Genomic DNA, 16,577 nt, shown 5'->3' with positions numbered 1-16,577 from the left:
ATGGGATTTCATGGAAAAATAATCCTATAAAAACTACCAACCCAAGATAACGAGACCTATCCTTGGTTTTGTAGGGAATGGTCTTGACCATTCCGCCTGTTATCAACAGGCTGTCCCTGAAATACGGAACAGTCAAGACTGTTCCCTACGGTGTGACGCAAAGGTTTCTGATAATTCATTAACCCTCTTAATCTTGAATTGAATTAAAAAAAGCCAAAACCCAGTTTCCTGAATTTCGGCTTATGATACTTTTTATTTTTTGATGTTTACGCCATTTCTTGTGCGTATACATCGTCTCCTTTGGAGAAACATTTGCCAATGAGTCCACCAATGATTGCTGGTACAATCCAACCACATTGGAACTGTGCAAATGGCAACATATCGATGTATGGAACTGCATAGCCATAGCTTGCAACCACATCCAAAGCACTAATCACCAACGCAAAGATGACTGCAAATTGATGGATTCTATTGTTTTCAATTCTGTGATGGAAGAAGCCCAATACAATCATAACCAAGATAACTGGATACAACAAAGTCAAGATTGGAGCTGCAATACCAATGATTGTGGAAATACCAAAGTTGGAAACCACATAGCTGAATACCACCATGATACCAGCAAGTTTTCCATAGGAAAGTCTACCTTTTGTCAATTCAGATACATAGGAAGAACAAGAAGAAGTCAACCCAACCGCTGTGGTCAAACAAGCAAACAAAACGATGATTGCCAAAATCCAAACGCCAGCATGTCCCATAAGACTTTTTGTAATTGCCACAACAAGTGCTGTTTGGTTCAAATCAGAGAATCCACCAGCAGATGTGGTAGCACCCAAGAATGCCAAACCACCATACACCACAAATAATGCAACTGCTGCCACCAAAGATGCTTTGATGATGACGCTCATGGTGTCTTTTGTTTCTGTATAGCCTTTTGCTTTTGCAGAAGAAATGACGATGATTACGAATACAACTGCTGCCAAAACGTCCATTGTTTGATAACCAGCCAAGATACCTTCTTTTGCAGTGTGGAATTCTACAACTGCTGGCACAATATCGCCAATTGGTTCTTGATATCCTTTGAAAATCAATGCCAACAAACAAATTACCAAAAGTGGAGTCAAGAATTTACCAATGATGTCAATAACCCCTGAAGGTCTAATTGCCAATAGCAATACCAAACCAAAGAAGATGGCACCAAACACCCAAGAGTTGACATTTGGGAACAATGGAAGGATTGCCATTTCAAATGTAGTTGCTGCTGTTCTTGGAATTGCCAAGAATGGTCCAATACAAAGTACAATCAAAAGATTGATCATAGTGGAAGGTACTTTTCCAAGTCTACCAGTCAAGCCTTCCATGGATACATCACCAATACGAATCATAGAAAGAATTGCACAAAGCGCCAAGCCAACATCAGCCACAAAGAAACAAAGGAAGCCTGTAAACCAGCTTTCACCAGCTTGCATCCCTAAAAAAGGTGGGAAAATCAAATTACCTGCACCAAAGAACATTGCAAACAGTGCAAGTCCAATCACCAAAATATCCATTGTTTTTTTCTTCGTCTCCATTGTTATTACCTCCTGTTTAATCCTATTTTACAACTCGAATTTATGTGTTTCCACATTATCCATGAAAACAGGTACTCTTGCAACCAGATAGGTAAATAGGGAAATGAAACAAAAACTAAAATTGTCTACCAACGAGAAACAAATATATCACTTTGTCTGCATATTTTTCAGATTATTGCAAAAGACAACAAAAAATCACATTTTGTCACTTTATAAGAATTTTACATATCAATCATATATACGATAGTGTACAGTGATATTTCTATATTATTTTGTTGAATACGCACAATAAAAATGTTGTATTTTTTAAAAAACAAGAGAAAATTAAGATTTTTTTTATAGATTTCCCATTTGCTTTGTGATACAATGATGTCCACAAGCTAATTTACGTTATGAAATTGATTTGTATTTTTTTCATAACAAGAAATTTTTGACATTGATTTACTTATTTTGTAAAATATTTTTTTACCACTTATACAGATTTTTTTGAAAATACTCATATTTGTCCATATATCAAGGACAATCATTTGTGAGCAAACATCCCTTTGCAATGGGTGCATGCCACTTATGAAACCCCATCCATTATTTTGACGAAACAAGGAGAATTGCAATGAAAGAAATACCCATCCATGTGGGAAACCGCATACGTTTGTATCGAAAAATGAAGCATTTAACCATAGAATCCTTTGCTGTTATGATTGGCAAAAGCAAAGCCACCATCTCCAAATATGAAACAGGCGATATCTCCATTGATATTGAAACTTTGTTTGAAATTGCACAGGCATTGGGTGTTTCCATCAACCAATTGGTGGATTATGAAATGCCTTCTGCTGAAGAACATATCACACCTGAACATCCAGGTAGCAAAAGTCGTTTGTATCTCTATTTTTATGATGGTAGAAAAAATCGCATTGTCAAAAATGTCATTGAAGTCCAAGGAAAAGGTGAAAATGGCGTGCACACCGCCAGCTTTTACGCTGATTTGGATGAAGATTTCAATATTTACAAATGCCGCTATATGTACCAAGGTAAAATGCAGAAATACGATTCCTTCACCAACTTTACCTTTGAAAACCAAAACAACAAGATTGAAAAAGCCTTTTTGTATGCGATCCATCCATTTAGTCCAGCTGGTCATATGGTAGGACTGTTTTCAGGACTTTCTACACAACCTATTTTGCCTGTATCCTTCAAAGTCATCATTTCTCCATATGTTATGGGTGCCGATACTTTGCAGCAGGAATTGGCTATCAGCAAAGAGCAATTGAAGCACATCAAAAAAATGAATATGTTTGTTGTGGATCAACACAATTGACAACGTAAACAAGAAGAAGGCATTTAGATATCATATCCAAATGCCTTCTTCCTTTGGTTTTGTTACAAACGCTTACATATTTTAAGGGGGTCTATCAATCTTTTATATTGTGTTGCTTGTAATATCTATTGTTTCTTCTTGCACTTCTATCAAACGCAGTACTGCTCGTTTTGCATTGTTCATATGGGAACATGTGAATAAAGTCAAGTCCCATTCTCCTTCATATAATCCTGTCAAATCGCTACCATCTAGAGTTTCTTCCAGCACCAATTGATAGGTGTGTAACATTCCAGCTGCATCCACCAGATAGATTTCATCCTTTACTTCCAACTGGCTGATATCGCCAAAATGCACTGTATAATTATGGGCTGCAATGATCAAATCTTCTGTTGCGATGCTTCCTGCAAAAGCACATGGTGTTTGTTGCAACAAAGCATCTGTGTAGGTGCTTGCAACTGGCAATTCCAATTCCAATTGGGGTATCAAAATCACACCCATATAGCTTTGACCATTGATGCTGATTGCTGTTGTTTTCATTTCTTCTATTCCAGATATATCCGATATTTGCATTTCTTGTTCCAATGCAACAATAACTTCATGACCAAAAGATAACGCACTTTTTTCTTGCATTTGTGTGTATCCAAGCACTCCTGCTGCACCCAAAATACAAGCAAAACCCAAACCCATCAAAGAAAGACTCATTTTCTTATTCATCTTCATCTTTGCCTCTTTTCATCATTCCAAAAAATCCAAGAGCAAATAGCAACATACCAACCAAAGCCAATGGTGCTATCAACCAATTCCAAGAGCCTGTTTGTGGGATTCCTGGTATATCTGGATCATCTGGTGTATCTGGGTTTTCTGGTTCATCTGGAGTATCTGGGTTTTCTGGTTTATCTGGAGTATCTGGATCTTCTGGTTCATCTGAGTCTTCTGGTTCATCTGGGTCTTTGGGTCTTCTAGTTTTGTCTGGATCATCCGGATCATCTGGATCATCTGGATCTTCTGGTTCTTCCCATGAAAGAAGTGCCAATTTCAAATCCACAACTGGATCGTAATCCCAAGTATTGGTGGTGCCTTCATATGCTGGCAAAGTGATCACCACTGGATCTGAAGTCAAAATGCCATCTTCGCAATAAACATCTGCAAATTCCACATAATACACACCATTTTCTAAGTGTTCAAATACAGAAATACCTTCTGCATCGGTATGTTGACAATCTTCGCAGTCACAGCCAATATCGTGGATATATTCTTCTAAAACTTCTCCAATTTCACGCCATTCAGAAGCTGATGGTGTTGTGGTTGGTTCCAAAACAATGCCAGAATCTGCAAATGTGTCTGTCAAAACAAATTCATGATTTTCCCAACTGGCAACGTAATAAATGGTTACTTCCACATCTTCATATACCACGCCATCATACTCAAATTCCACTGTCAAAGAATTGTCATTGACATCATTTGGTGTCAGGGCATATGCCACTTGACTGATGCCACAACATAAGAAGGCGACTAGCATCATCCAAAACCATTTATTCTTTTTTCTCAATACCATCGCCTCCTTTCTTGTTTTCTATTTCTAGTTTTTATATTCATTACGTTTACATTTTTTTACGTTTTCGTATTACAATTGCAATGATAAACAATACCAGCAAACCAACTGCAATTGCCACCAACATTGGTAAGCTATCCAATGCACTTGCTTTTTGAATGACATTGCTATGTGATGTTGTATTTGTGGATGCCACTTGTGTTTCCGCTGCAATTTGTTCTCCTGTCACCAACAAACGGTGAGAATTGATTCCATATGGTGTACATGTTACCAAAGTCACCAAATCTTTATCTGCTTGTGCCTGCAGCGATTCTGTTTCTGATGGCAACACCACATTGATTTCTTTCACTTCATAGGTGAAAATCTGATCCAAAACTTGCAAATGGAACACATCACCAATGACCACTTGGTCTAAATCTGTAAACAATTCCACAGATGGCAAACCTGTATGTCCTGTGAGCACTGTATGGTTTCCAATGTCCCCTGTTGGCAAAGCAGAACCTTCCAAATGTCCAACACCTTTTTGTAATGTGGTTTCATCTGTTCCATGATAAATGGGCAGTGTCACTTTAATGGAAGGAATATCCACAACGCCAATGATATCGTTCATGATATCAAATGTGTTCCAATATCCAGGGTTTTGGATGTTATTGTCTTCATTTTCTTCTGCTTCCAAAAAGGATTCTCTATCACCTGAAAGCGTTGCATTGTATGCCCTTGCTGCTGCAAACAAAACAGCGGTTTCGTCTTCGGTTTTTTGGCTTATTTGTTCATAATAATCAGAAATTGCATAGGATGCTGTTTGCTCATGCACCCAATTGCTGATGGTTGGATAGAACATAACGCCAAGTCCCAACACAAATATTAAGATACAACCAAAAATCGAAACACGTTTTTTCATAGGCAATATTTACTCCTTATTGTATTTTAGATTGTGGACAACCACAAAGGGTGCCCCTACAGTCAAATTGATTTTCTTTAGTGGTTTTTCCAATTAAACTTAGCGAGACCCAATATACGTGATATATCTTAATTATCCATTCTGCTTTTGGTACGCATACAATGCGTACTCTACAAGATATAAAAACCCTTTTATCTTTAATTGGGACTATTGATTTTCTTTTTCAGATTTCTTTTTCATGCCCAAGATGAGATACAACGCTGCACCGAGCATCAACAACGCTCCGCCAATTTGGAATATAATGGTACCGATACCACCAGTGGATGGCAACAATACCGTTTTACGGTTCATGATTTCTGCTTCGAAACCAGATTGATTTCCTGAATTTTTGATGGAAGCACTGTTGTCTGTCAATGTTACAATTGTTCCTGTTGTGCTATCGTACGTTGCTTCAATGATAAATGGAATTGGATCAATTGCATTATAACCAGTTGGTGCTGATTCTTCTTTCAATACGTATTCAATTGCATCATCCAAACCATAGATGACAAATTCACCTGTACTATTTGTTACAACGTAACCTGTGTTATTGGAATCTATTGTCATACTTGGTGCCAAATAGTAATAATCTACGCCTTCTTCTGTATCCAAATATTTCACTGGAATCCAAATGGAACCATCGTAAATACCAAAGGTTGCACCTGCAAGAGGATCGCCATTTTCGTCCATTTTTGTGATTTCCAAGTCAAATGTATAGGAATATACAGTTACAGAGTCAGAACCAATGTAGCTGCTATCACTAGGGTTGCTGTTGAAGCTCAATGTTATTGTATTTTCTTCATAGTCTTTGGAAACTTCTGCATTTGCATTCACAACACCTGTGTAATGTGTGTACAAAGTGGTTGTATTTGTATATCTGGAATCTGCTTTCAAACCTTTTACATTGACTTGGATCACAAAACCATTGCTTGTTCCACTGTGATCTACTGTATAATAGTCATCATCCAATTCTGTTGTTCCATTTCTATCTACATATACCTTTGCATTTTTTTGGTATGTAATACCATCGCTCATGGTATCAGACAATTCATAGTAGTAATCATCATAGCTATTTGTTGATGTTCCATCAAAATTATAGGAATCAATATTATTTGGCAATGTGGAAGTAACCAAGAAATAAGCTGTATCGCCAACTTCATAATCCCCTACGATATCCCATTGTCCATCTTGTGTATCATCTCCACTTGCATCTTCTGGTACATATACAAAACTGCCCAAGTCGTTGTGCAAAATGCTCTTATCTACTACAGGAACGCTATTTTTTACATAGATGGTTGCATCTCCACCAACATCGCTACCAACTGGAACCAACGCACCACTGGAAGCAATCCCAACACCTGTAAGTGTACTTTCTTCATCCAATACAAAGTAGTACCCTTCTGTCAAACCTGTCAATTTAACAGATTCGCTACCATCACTATTTGATGTTGCTTGGTTATGTGCGATACAAGCAATCAAATCGCCATTTTCTGTGTCATATTGTACATAGTTACGCAAATCCACTACCAATTCATATGGATCGCCACTTTGGAAGGTTTCCAAATATTGACCTACCAATTGGTTGTAATCATCTTCTGCCACTTGCAAATCATATAGTGCATTGATTGCATCCATACTGGTCAAATCATCACCAAATGCATCTACAGCAACTTGTGCATCTTCAATTGCTTTCAAAGCAACATCAAAGTAGAATTTGGTATTATCTGCACCTGTTTTGATTCCAGAGAAGAAATCCACAAAATCTGCATGTACTGCATAGGTGGTCAAACTATCTGCCACCAAAAGTTGATAGGCATGGAACCAATCGCCATCAATGGTAATCCCTGTTTCCACTTCGTTGATGATGGTAATGGAATAGTCCCCACTACCTATTTTTGTTTCTTCTGCAAAAGCCATTGTTGGAATCATACTGGAAATCACTGCTACAACAAGTGTTAAAGATACTAAAAATCTGGATAAAATTCGTTTCATTGTAAAGTCCCCTTCTTTCTTCTCAATCGTAAACAACAACATAAACTTGCACAAATCATAATCAAACAGCCTACAAGTAGATATTTCCATTTACCTTCTCCACCCGTGGTTGGTAGTACATATTCTCTGGTATTGATCAAAATCAGACCATCTACCAATGTTTGGCTGCCATTAGATCCCACTTCGTATAAATTCGGTTCGTAAATTTCAATAGAACCATCTTTGTGTACATCCAACAACCAATACGCAATTTCTTCTGGTATCATATATCCATCTGGTGCAATGGTTTCTGTAATACGATACACGCCATCATACAACAAATCCGTAATGAGAAGATTCCCATTTTCATCACTTGTGAATATACCATGATATCCACCTTCTACTACAACTGGATTTTCCAAAGACAATACACGTTCTACCACAAATACAGCACCTGCAAGGGTATTGCCTGTATGGGTTTGTTTGTATAATGTCACATCAATTTTCTCTATTGGTGTTGGATAGTTGACAATTTGATTGTTTTCCATTTCTGGTGCACCATCCATTGCTGTAATGAAGATTCCACCAGATGCATTGACTTCCAATTTCCAATATCCTGCTGCAACATCATATCCTGTTGGAGCTAAAATTTCTTTAAAGTAATAAGTTGTATTCAGTTCTAAGTTCTCAAAGGTGATGGAACCCACTTCTACTGTAGTGGTGCTCACTTCTGCCACTTCTTCATCACCTTCTGCATCTGTTTCCAAAATAACATATTCACTGATGCTACCATCTTCCAATGTCACATAACCACTGACATAGGTGATTGCATCTGTCCAGTTTACTGGATCTTTGCTCAAAATAAACTGTGCACCATTGAGCGCATTGCCTTCTTCTGAAATTTTGGTGAAGCTATAGGAAGTGGTGCCACCTTCTTCTACACGTTTCACATTGGTAAAGGTCATATCATCTACAGATTCGCCTTCTTGTGTAATGATATAGTCATTGGTCAATGTTACATATGTCATATCCACCACAGTTGTTCTTGTTTCATATACTTTGACTGTAACGAGATATTCACCTGCATCATATGTGATATCGGTTCTTGGTGTTTCTGGAATTACTTCTTTGATGGTAAATTTGTATTCTTTTGGATAGTTGATACTGGAATCCACATCAAATACAATTGACGGGAATCGAATCATACCACTGGAATCACTGGTTGCTGTGTATGGGAAAGCAAATGTGTCTGACAAGCCATCGTAATTTGCTCCATCTACTTTTTCCAAAATAAAATCAAAGGATTGATTTGCCAAATTCCCATTGGTATAAATCTTTTCTGCTGTCAAAGAAACAGCTGTGCTAATTTCTTCCAAACCGCTAAACGCCCACATGTGCATTTCCATATATCCACCGTGGAAATCTGCCACGATTGCAGTACCATTCAGGTTACCACCACCCCATGTGATCACGCCACTGGAGGATTCGTAGTAGTTCCAAAGCTCTGCATATGGTGCTACAATATGTCCTGCAACATTTGGTCCCACTGTGGAGAATACCAAACGTTTGGATTCGCCATTTGTCACTACATTTGGCAAATTCCAAATAATCTTATTTCCAATTTCACTATATTCACCACCATCACCAGACAAAGTCTCCAACATTTCGCCATTGATGAGTGTTTCTGGGAATTGTGATACCAGCTTACCATCTATGGTAGTTGGATTTACGGTTGCGCCATCAAAATTGATGATTGTGGTTCCTGGATATAGATTGTCAAAGAAATCGTAAATTTCATTTCCATTTTCGTCTTCTGGGAAATCAATATCCACTGTTGCCAGTACATTTGCATTTTGGATCAAGTAGCTATATCCAGCTTCCAAAGTTATGCTGGTTTTACCATACGCATTGATGACAATGATTTCATCGCTTTGGTCAGATGTCAAGCTGCCATATTCCAACATATATTCACTTGCATCGATGATATCATCCCAATAATCATCGAAATCGATATAGTCATCATTTTGCAAAGTTAATGTTTTGGCACTTTGAATGTTCCCGTTTGTGTCATAGTTTGTCACATAGCCTTCTGCATTTGGTGAATAGAAGGAAATCACTGGATTTTCACGATAAAGGTATACCACATCACGCAATTCCGAATCAATTTCTTCTTGGGATACACCTACCAAAATATCATTGTCGTAAAACTCTGTTTCTCTTGTGTAGAAATTTGGTGGTGTAAAATCTGTTGCCCATCCAAAACCATTGGCATCTGTGGTCACCACTTCAAAACCATAATTCAATTTGAAAGTGGAATCATATGGAGAATGATCAATTGCATTTAGAATACCTACATAGGAAGAAACTCCTCTGGAATAATCTGATGCAATCAAGTAATCTGCATTGACTGTACTATCTGTGCTGCCGCTTGCAAATTCATTTCCTGTTCGATAAGCACTTTCTTGTGCAATGATTGGACCAACAATGTGTGTTGCTTCTATGTCTTTCAATGAAACCACATTGTAATTGCTGAGCATAAACAAAATGATGTTTCCTTCTACATCCAAGGTATCATCTGTCAATTGTTGGATATCGCTTTCTGGCAATACTTCCATACCAGAAGTGATTTCTTCCATTTCTGTCACTGTGTCTGCCACCAAAACCAATTGATTTTGTGGAACAGTGATCACTTCTGCACCATTGGAGCTTGCTACTTGGATTGTCACATATGTGGTATCCATTTGCTCTGCCCATTCCAAGTTGATATCCAATTTGGATAATAAAATATCTCTTATACATACTGCATCTCCTGGTGAAAGTCCTGTTATGGTTCCCATATAGGTACCAAGACTGGAGCCATCTCCAAACAAATCCAACCAAGTTGTTGTCAAACGAAAAGCACGTTCTTCTACGCTTCCCGCTGTATCTGTAACAGAAAAACCATAGTCTTCAAATCCATTTGGTGTGAATGCTGACCCTTGATAGGTACGTTCCAAATAAACGGTTACTGTATAGTCTGTTGTGGAGTCAATGTCCACTGTATTGCCTTCTGTATCTATTGTAGTTGTTGGCAATTTGAATTGGAAATCACCATATGTATACTCTGTTGTATCCACAGCACCTTCAATTGTAATAGAACCTGCTAAGATATTGCTTCCTGATGACAACAATGTGGTTGCTGGATTTACCACAACAACTTCATCTGCTACAGAACTGGTTGCCACCAAAGTGATGTATGTTTCATCATATTGGTATGCAGTATCAACCCATTCATCTGGCAAAGCAATCAAAATATCTTCTATGGTAACGGTTTCACCTGATACCAGACCTGTCAACTTACCTTCCATGGTACTGGCACCATTTCCATATACTTCAACCCACGCTTGTGTTAAGGTAATTTCTGTTGCATTGGTTGCTGAAATGCTATAGGTTTCTGTTGCATTCCAAGTATGAGAATGGTATGCACCATCTGCTGCACGCTGGATGTAAACAGTTACGTCAAAGGTTGCTGTTGCATCACTGCTTTCTGGCATTGTAAAAGTAAAGCTGCCATATGCCACTGTTGCAGTTGTTGCAAGCAATTCTGGTACCACTTCTTCTAATAATTCATTTTCCAATGGTATTTCTGGTGCCAATGTTTCTTCTGTATCCACTTCTGCGTCTGGATCTATGGTTTCTTCTGATTCTTCATCACTTCCACCACCACCTGAACCGCCACCTGTGCTTGTTTCTTCATTAGGTGTTTCAGTGCTATCTGGTGTTTCTGTGCTATCTGGTGTTTCTGTTTCATCTGGTATTTCTGTTTCGTCTGGTGTTTCACTTTCGTCTGGTGTTTCAGTTTCGTCTGGAATTTCAGTTTCATCTGGTGTTTCTGTTTCATCTGGTGTTTCTGTTTCGTCTGGTGTTTCTGTTTCATCTGGTGTTTCTGTTTCGTCTGGTGTTTCTGTTTCATCTGGTGTTTCTGTTTCATCTGGTGTTTCGGTATTTTCTGTTGATTCTGAACCTTCTGTGGATTCAGTGCTTTCTGATGATTCTGAACCACTTGTTGACTCTGAACCTTCTGTGGATTCTGAACCTTCTGTGGATTCTGAACCGCTTGATGATTCTGTGTTTTCTGATGTGACTTGTGTTATGGTTTCCACTTCTGTTGCAAAGGCTGTGAATGATGCCACCGTTTGATTCATCACCAACATCCCAATCACAACAAGTACAAATATACGTCTCCATAACGCTGCTGTATATCTCATTTTCTCGATCATCCACTCACCTCACTTCCAAGTCAATTATCTTGATTTCATTTTTCATATTATTCCTATATGCATTAAATTATTGTATACAATCCGTTGTAATCATTGTATCAAATGGTATCATCAACAGTAGGCCATGAAGCGGACAAAATAAGAGCATTTTCAACGTTTTTTTGCAATTTTTTTAAATATTTTTATTTTTTTTGTACTTTTTTCAATACATTTCAATTTTTGCACATCAAAAAAAGGCACATCATACAATTAGCACTTGTATAATATACCTTTTTTGGTTGTTATTTACATTTTTGAAATTCCATATTTCAACTTCTCATTTGGTTCTGATTGTGTCTCCAATGCCATTGCCATACGTTCAATGACAGGTATGGTTTCTTCACCCCAAGAATATTGGCTCATATATTTTCCATTGTAATGACGTAGTGCAAACCTACTTCCTTGTAGCAAGTCATAGTAATCGCAAGCAATGGCATCCACATCAATGCAAATACTATTGCGTTTGGAAATCAAAATATGACCAATTCCATACCCATCCAATTCTTCTTTCAAACTACGTACCGTTCTCCTTACATATGTAGAAGTGGATTTGGTGTATTCTTGTTTTTCCCACAGGGCAAAGAAAATTTGTGCATTGCTTGCAGTACCACCCATTTGATCCACCAAAAATGCAAGCAATTCTTTTACCTTAGCATTTTTGAAATGCACTGATTTTCCATCCAACAACAAATCAAAATTACCAAAGGTTTTTGCAAATATATGTGGCACTTCCAAATCATATTGTTTTTCTTTTGCAGATGGTGGTCTTTTGACCAGTTTTCCAACACGTGTGATAATTTCATCCAATTCTTCATTGCTATATGGTTTGGATAAATAGCCACGACCACCTACTTTATAGGCTTCCCTTGCAAATTCATCGTGGCTGGTGATGAATACCACTTCCATTTCTGGTTGGATGCGTTTCAATTCCTTGGCAATTTCAATGCCATTACCACCTGGCAAATCAATATCCAAAAAAGCACAATCCACATCATGCATTTCTACATATTCCAATGGTTCTTTGCAATCTTTGAAATATGCAATCATGGAAATATCTGTGCGTTCTTTGATATGAAAAGCAAAATTGACATGTGCACTACGTTCGTCATCTACATAAATAATTTTCATACCAAATCCTCCTCATTCAATTCTAATGCCACTTCAATTGGTACACGCAAAACAACTTCTGTACCTTGTCCCACACGACTATGGATATGCATGGTGCCACCCATTTCCATAATACGAGATTTTATGTTGGTTAAACTAACCCCCATATAGGTTTCTGATTCATCCATTTCAAATCCAACGCCATTGTCACTGATGATGACAACCCCCATATTTTGAAACTTTTCTGTTTTGATTTTGACAACACCTTCACCAATTGTAGCACGAATCCCATGCCAAACCGCATTTTCTACCAAAGGTTGCAACGAAAGTGGTGGCAATTCAAAGTCATCAAACTCATTGGTCACTTCAAATACAATGGAATCATCAAATCGTATTCTTTGAAGGTCAGAATACAATTCCAATAAATATAGTTCGTCTTCCACAGACACATTGTCCCCTGTATTGACCAAATGCATGAACTCACGCATATATTTTGCCAATATTTGCACCGCTACATCTGCTCTTTCTGGGTCTTCTTTGCAATAGGCACTGATGGAGTTGAGTGCATTGCCTAAGAAATGTGCATTGATTTGACTGGTCAAAGGTTTTTTCTGCAATACTTTGTAATGGGCTTCCAATTCTCGTTTCTGTACATCGCTAACAGATTCATTGCTCACCAAGAAGATGTGTACTAAAATTGCATGGATGATACCACCTACTGCAACAGCAATGCCTGTGTATTGTCCAAAAATACTATGACGCAAACTGAAAATAGCTTCACACAAAACCGCTACAAGCAAAATAGCAGATGAATAGTAAATACGTTGCTCTTTTCGTGTATATGGCTTTGTGATGAATTGATATACCATCCCAATCAAATAAACAAGTGACCCCAAACACACTGCAATTGCATATCCATATAATTGAGAAACCAATGAAATACCAAACACAAACTGTAAAACCAGTGATCCAATCAAATTACCCCATGCAAAAATGCCTATAATTGGCAACCATTTTGATTGTTCTCTAATAGAGGATATGCAGACTTGATAAAACGTAACTGTTATTATACGCACAAATATCATAGACAATATAGAGGAGATTGGCACTCTTCCAAAAATAATGGCAATCAAATTGATATTGGCACATAGCCACAATCCAATCATAAGATATAAATCGCCTACTGCAAATAGATATCGTCGTAACTTTTTGTTTTTCCATATCATTGCATTGGCGTAAGACATAACTGCCAAAGCAAGCAACACAAATGCCGCTGTATTGCTTATCCACATATCATAGGCTTGCGCACTTTGTATATCATCATATTTCAACCAATACATATTCAGTGGCATAGACTGATATTGCCTGAATTGACCAGAGATTTCAACACGCAAAGTTTGACCATTTGCCTCCTTTGGAATTGCAACCTCAACCCAACGTTTTCCAACACTGCCATAGAAGTCCATCTCTTCAGGTGGTGCCAAGTGATATACCTGCTCATCGCCAATATACACATCCACCTCTTGGTGCTCTATATAAAACATCAAATGACGATCCTCTTCCTTAACCCAAATGGTACGCTCCAAAACAACAGATTCCCCAATATCAACTGCTATTGCATCTTGTACAGTTTCAATGTCATAAGATTGTCCATCTATCATCTGTGTCCATCCAGAATTTACGGTATTATATGGATTTCTCCAATAAACTTTTATATCTTCTGGGAATGTATACCCCCAAGCAAGAATTCCAACTATAAACACCACAATAACCCAGCGAAAAACACGAGCAAATCTAGCTATTTTTCTGATTCCCACCATTCGTTTCATGGTGCACTCACCCCTTTGCAACGGTCATATCCCTACAATTTTATATAGTTTAATGCTATACCTAGTTGTTTTGTTTGTCAAATAAAACAACACACAATTTCAACAATAATTCACAAAAAATAACATCAAAATCCCATTATTTTCCATATAAAGTCACATATTCCCATAAGCACCAATTTCTTGTTTACAACACAAAAAAAGTTGGTACATCACTTGGAATACACGCTGAAATTGGTGATATCACACGTTTTCAGTTTGTATTCATTGATACCCTCCTTCCCGATAAATAAAAAAAGCTGTTAGGCTGAAGGATAGTTGACCTCACACCTAACAACTTTTTAGGGTTGATAATTTTTATATGAAATTGATTTCTTTCTTCATTTTAAGCATAAAAAACCACTGTATTGGTGGGAGATACAGTGGTAGTATGCAAAAATGCAATAAATAAACTGAAATTGATATTTCAAAAAACAGCTTTTTTCGAGATAAAAAGCCCTAAAAATGCCGAAGTCATTTGAAAATTAGAGATGAACTGCACCCTCTTGTTACATTTACGCTTCATTATTTTGCATGGTCATCAATAAGGGTTCAAAGTTTCTTTGATTTTCCAAACTATCTTGAAAATCAGTTTTTGCAGCTTGTTTGAATCTCTCAACTGCCGATGTTTGGCTTGTACATTGATATAAATGGTAATCTTCATGCAAAAGTGCATCCTCAATGGGCATATCAATAGAAGCATATACCATCCTTTTGCAATTTTCGATGGAAGCACTTGGAAATTTAGAAATCCTTGTTGCAAGTTTGTCTACATACTCTGTGATTTCATACGGATCCAATGCTCTATTGATTGTGCCAAATTGTTCTGCTTCATCTGCACCGAAATCTTGTGCAGAAAGTATGATTTCCAAAGCTTTTCCAAGGCCAGTTTGCCTTGCCATACGAGAGGAACCACCACCACAGGGCAAAACTCCCATCCCAACTTCCATTTGCATGAATACAGCTTTTCCTCTCGCTGCAAATCTCATATCACAAGCCAAAGCAAGCTCATGTCCACCACCTCTCGCCATGCCTTCGATTTTTGCAATAGTTGCTTGTGGCAATTTTGCGATACGATTCAATGCCATTTGCAGCGGTGATAATTTCACCTGTTCCATCGGCACAGGCTCCTCGGATAAATTTTGCAGCATATCAATATCCGTATGTGCAATAAAAATTTCTGGATTTGCCGATTGAAACACCACAACTTTGATTTCTCGATTGTTTTCCAATTCATCACAAAGCCTATTCAAATCTGCAATCATTGGAACACCTTGGATGTTGACAGGTGGAAAATCAAAAGTTACATAAAGTACGCTATCTTTTTTGTTTGTTTTAAATGTGGTATACATATTCAAAAATCTCCTTCGGTTTTCTGTATTTTGACTGACAATGCTAGTATACCTATTTTATTTTTACATATTCATATGATGGTTCCACTTCAAAAATGCTATAGACAAACTTAATTGATGTTTTGAAAAACAGCTTTGTTTGAAATAAAATGCCCCAGAAATACCGATGATTTCTAATTTGTGTATTTCGTGTTTGTTATGCGGTAAATTTGATTCGTTTGAAAAAATCGTTATATCGAAAAATATAACTCTCTAAATCTATTTTCTACATAAAAAAAGACAACCATTTAAGATTGTCTTTCCAATGTTATGGGAGTTACAGGGCTCGAACCTGTGACCCTCTGCTTGTAAGGCAGATGCTCTCCCAGCTGAGCTAAACTCCCACATAACAGTTGATTCAAATATGAAATTAATAAGCGACTCAGATGGGGCTCGAACCCACGACCTCCGGCGTGACAGGCCGGCGCTCTAACCAACTGAGCTACTGAGCCAAAATTTAATGGCAGGGGCGAAAGGACTCGAACCCTCGACATTTGGTTTTGGAGACCAACGTTCTACCAACTGAACTACACCCCTATAAAAAAGTGTTTTGTTGTTCCTACACCTTCA

General features: G+C 37.7%; 10 protein-coding genes and 3 tRNA genes. 1 reads left to right on the top strand and 12 read right to left on the bottom strand.

Features of this window, described 5'->3' with window-relative positions:
* Nucleotides 1-266: 266 nt before the first annotated feature.
* Entirely contained in the window at nt 267-1,568 is a 1,302-nt protein-coding gene (gene brnQ, locus MJY40_RS01560) for a branched-chain amino acid transport system II carrier protein (RefSeq protein WP_317855328.1), read from the bottom strand.
* A gap of 610 nt (nt 1,569-2,178) precedes the next feature.
* On the opposite strand from brnQ, the gene MJY40_RS01555 reads away from it, so the two are divergent.
* On the top strand, nt 2,179-2,883 hold the full coding sequence (locus MJY40_RS01555) for a helix-turn-helix domain-containing protein (protein WP_317855327.1): 705 nt from the start codon (nt 2,179-2,181) through the stop codon (nt 2,881-2,883).
* A gap of 102 nt (nt 2,884-2,985) precedes the next feature.
* Here the strand turns inward: MJY40_RS01555 and MJY40_RS01550 are convergent, their stop codons facing one another.
* The 11 genes from MJY40_RS01550 to MJY40_RS01500 form a co-directional block, all read right to left on the bottom strand.
* Nucleotides 2,986-3,603 carry a sortase gene (locus tag MJY40_RS01550; protein WP_317855326.1) on the bottom strand — a complete coding sequence of 206 codons (618 nt, stop codon included), beginning with the start codon at nt 3,601-3,603 and terminating at the stop codon, nt 2,986-2,988.
* Complete coding sequence (locus MJY40_RS01545; RefSeq protein ID WP_317855325.1) at nt 3,590-4,432, bottom strand: hypothetical protein; 843 nt, start codon at nt 4,430-4,432, stop codon at nt 3,590-3,592. Before MJY40_RS01545 ends, MJY40_RS01550 begins: the two co-directional genes overlap by 14 nt.
* A 52-nt stretch (nt 4,433-4,484) precedes the next feature.
* Nucleotides 4,485-5,336, bottom strand: coding sequence for a class C sortase (locus tag MJY40_RS01540; protein ID WP_317855324.1), 852 nt, complete (start codon nt 5,334-5,336; stop codon nt 4,485-4,487).
* A gap of 207 nt (nt 5,337-5,543) precedes the next feature.
* Nucleotides 5,544-7,367, bottom strand: coding sequence for a SpaA isopeptide-forming pilin-related protein (locus tag MJY40_RS01535; RefSeq protein ID WP_317855323.1), 1,824 nt, complete (start codon nt 7,365-7,367; stop codon nt 5,544-5,546).
* On the bottom strand, nt 7,364-11,605 hold the full coding sequence (locus MJY40_RS01530) for a SpaA isopeptide-forming pilin-related protein (protein WP_317855322.1): 4,242 nt from the start codon (nt 11,603-11,605) through the stop codon (nt 7,364-7,366). The genes MJY40_RS01535 and MJY40_RS01530 overlap by 4 nt, the downstream gene beginning before the upstream one ends.
* A gap of 285 nt (nt 11,606-11,890) precedes the next feature.
* The gene (locus MJY40_RS01525) at nt 11,891-12,772 is read right to left on the bottom strand and encodes a response regulator (protein ID WP_317855321.1); all 882 of its coding nucleotides are present in this window, start codon (nt 12,770-12,772) and stop codon (nt 11,891-11,893) included.
* On the bottom strand, nt 12,769-14,580 hold the full coding sequence (locus tag MJY40_RS01520; RefSeq protein ID WP_317855320.1) for a sensor histidine kinase: 1,812 nt from the start codon (nt 14,578-14,580) through the stop codon (nt 12,769-12,771). Before MJY40_RS01520 ends, MJY40_RS01525 begins: the two co-directional genes overlap by 4 nt.
* Before the next feature lie 551 nt (nt 14,581-15,131).
* On the bottom strand, nt 15,132-15,968 hold the full coding sequence (locus tag MJY40_RS01515; protein ID WP_317855319.1) for an enoyl-CoA hydratase/isomerase family protein: 837 nt from the start codon (nt 15,966-15,968) through the stop codon (nt 15,132-15,134).
* Nucleotides 15,969-16,278: 310 nt separating this feature from the next.
* Nucleotides 16,279-16,351, bottom strand: a tRNA-Val gene (locus MJY40_RS01510).
* Nucleotides 16,352-16,385: 34 nt separating this feature from the next.
* Nucleotides 16,386-16,459: transfer RNA gene (locus tag MJY40_RS01505), tRNA-Asp, on the bottom strand.
* A gap of 9 nt (nt 16,460-16,468) precedes the next feature.
* Nucleotides 16,469-16,544: transfer RNA gene (locus MJY40_RS01500), tRNA-Trp, on the bottom strand.
* Between the last annotated feature and the right edge of the window lie 33 nt (nt 16,545-16,577).

The sequence above is a fragment of the Chakrabartyella piscis genome (assembly GCA_030067835.1).
Lineage (GTDB): Bacteria > Bacillota > Clostridia > Lachnospirales > Anaerotignaceae > Chakrabartyella > Chakrabartyella piscis.
Note: the sequence above shows the minus strand (reverse complement) of the source record. Positions and strands in the feature narration are given on the sequence as shown.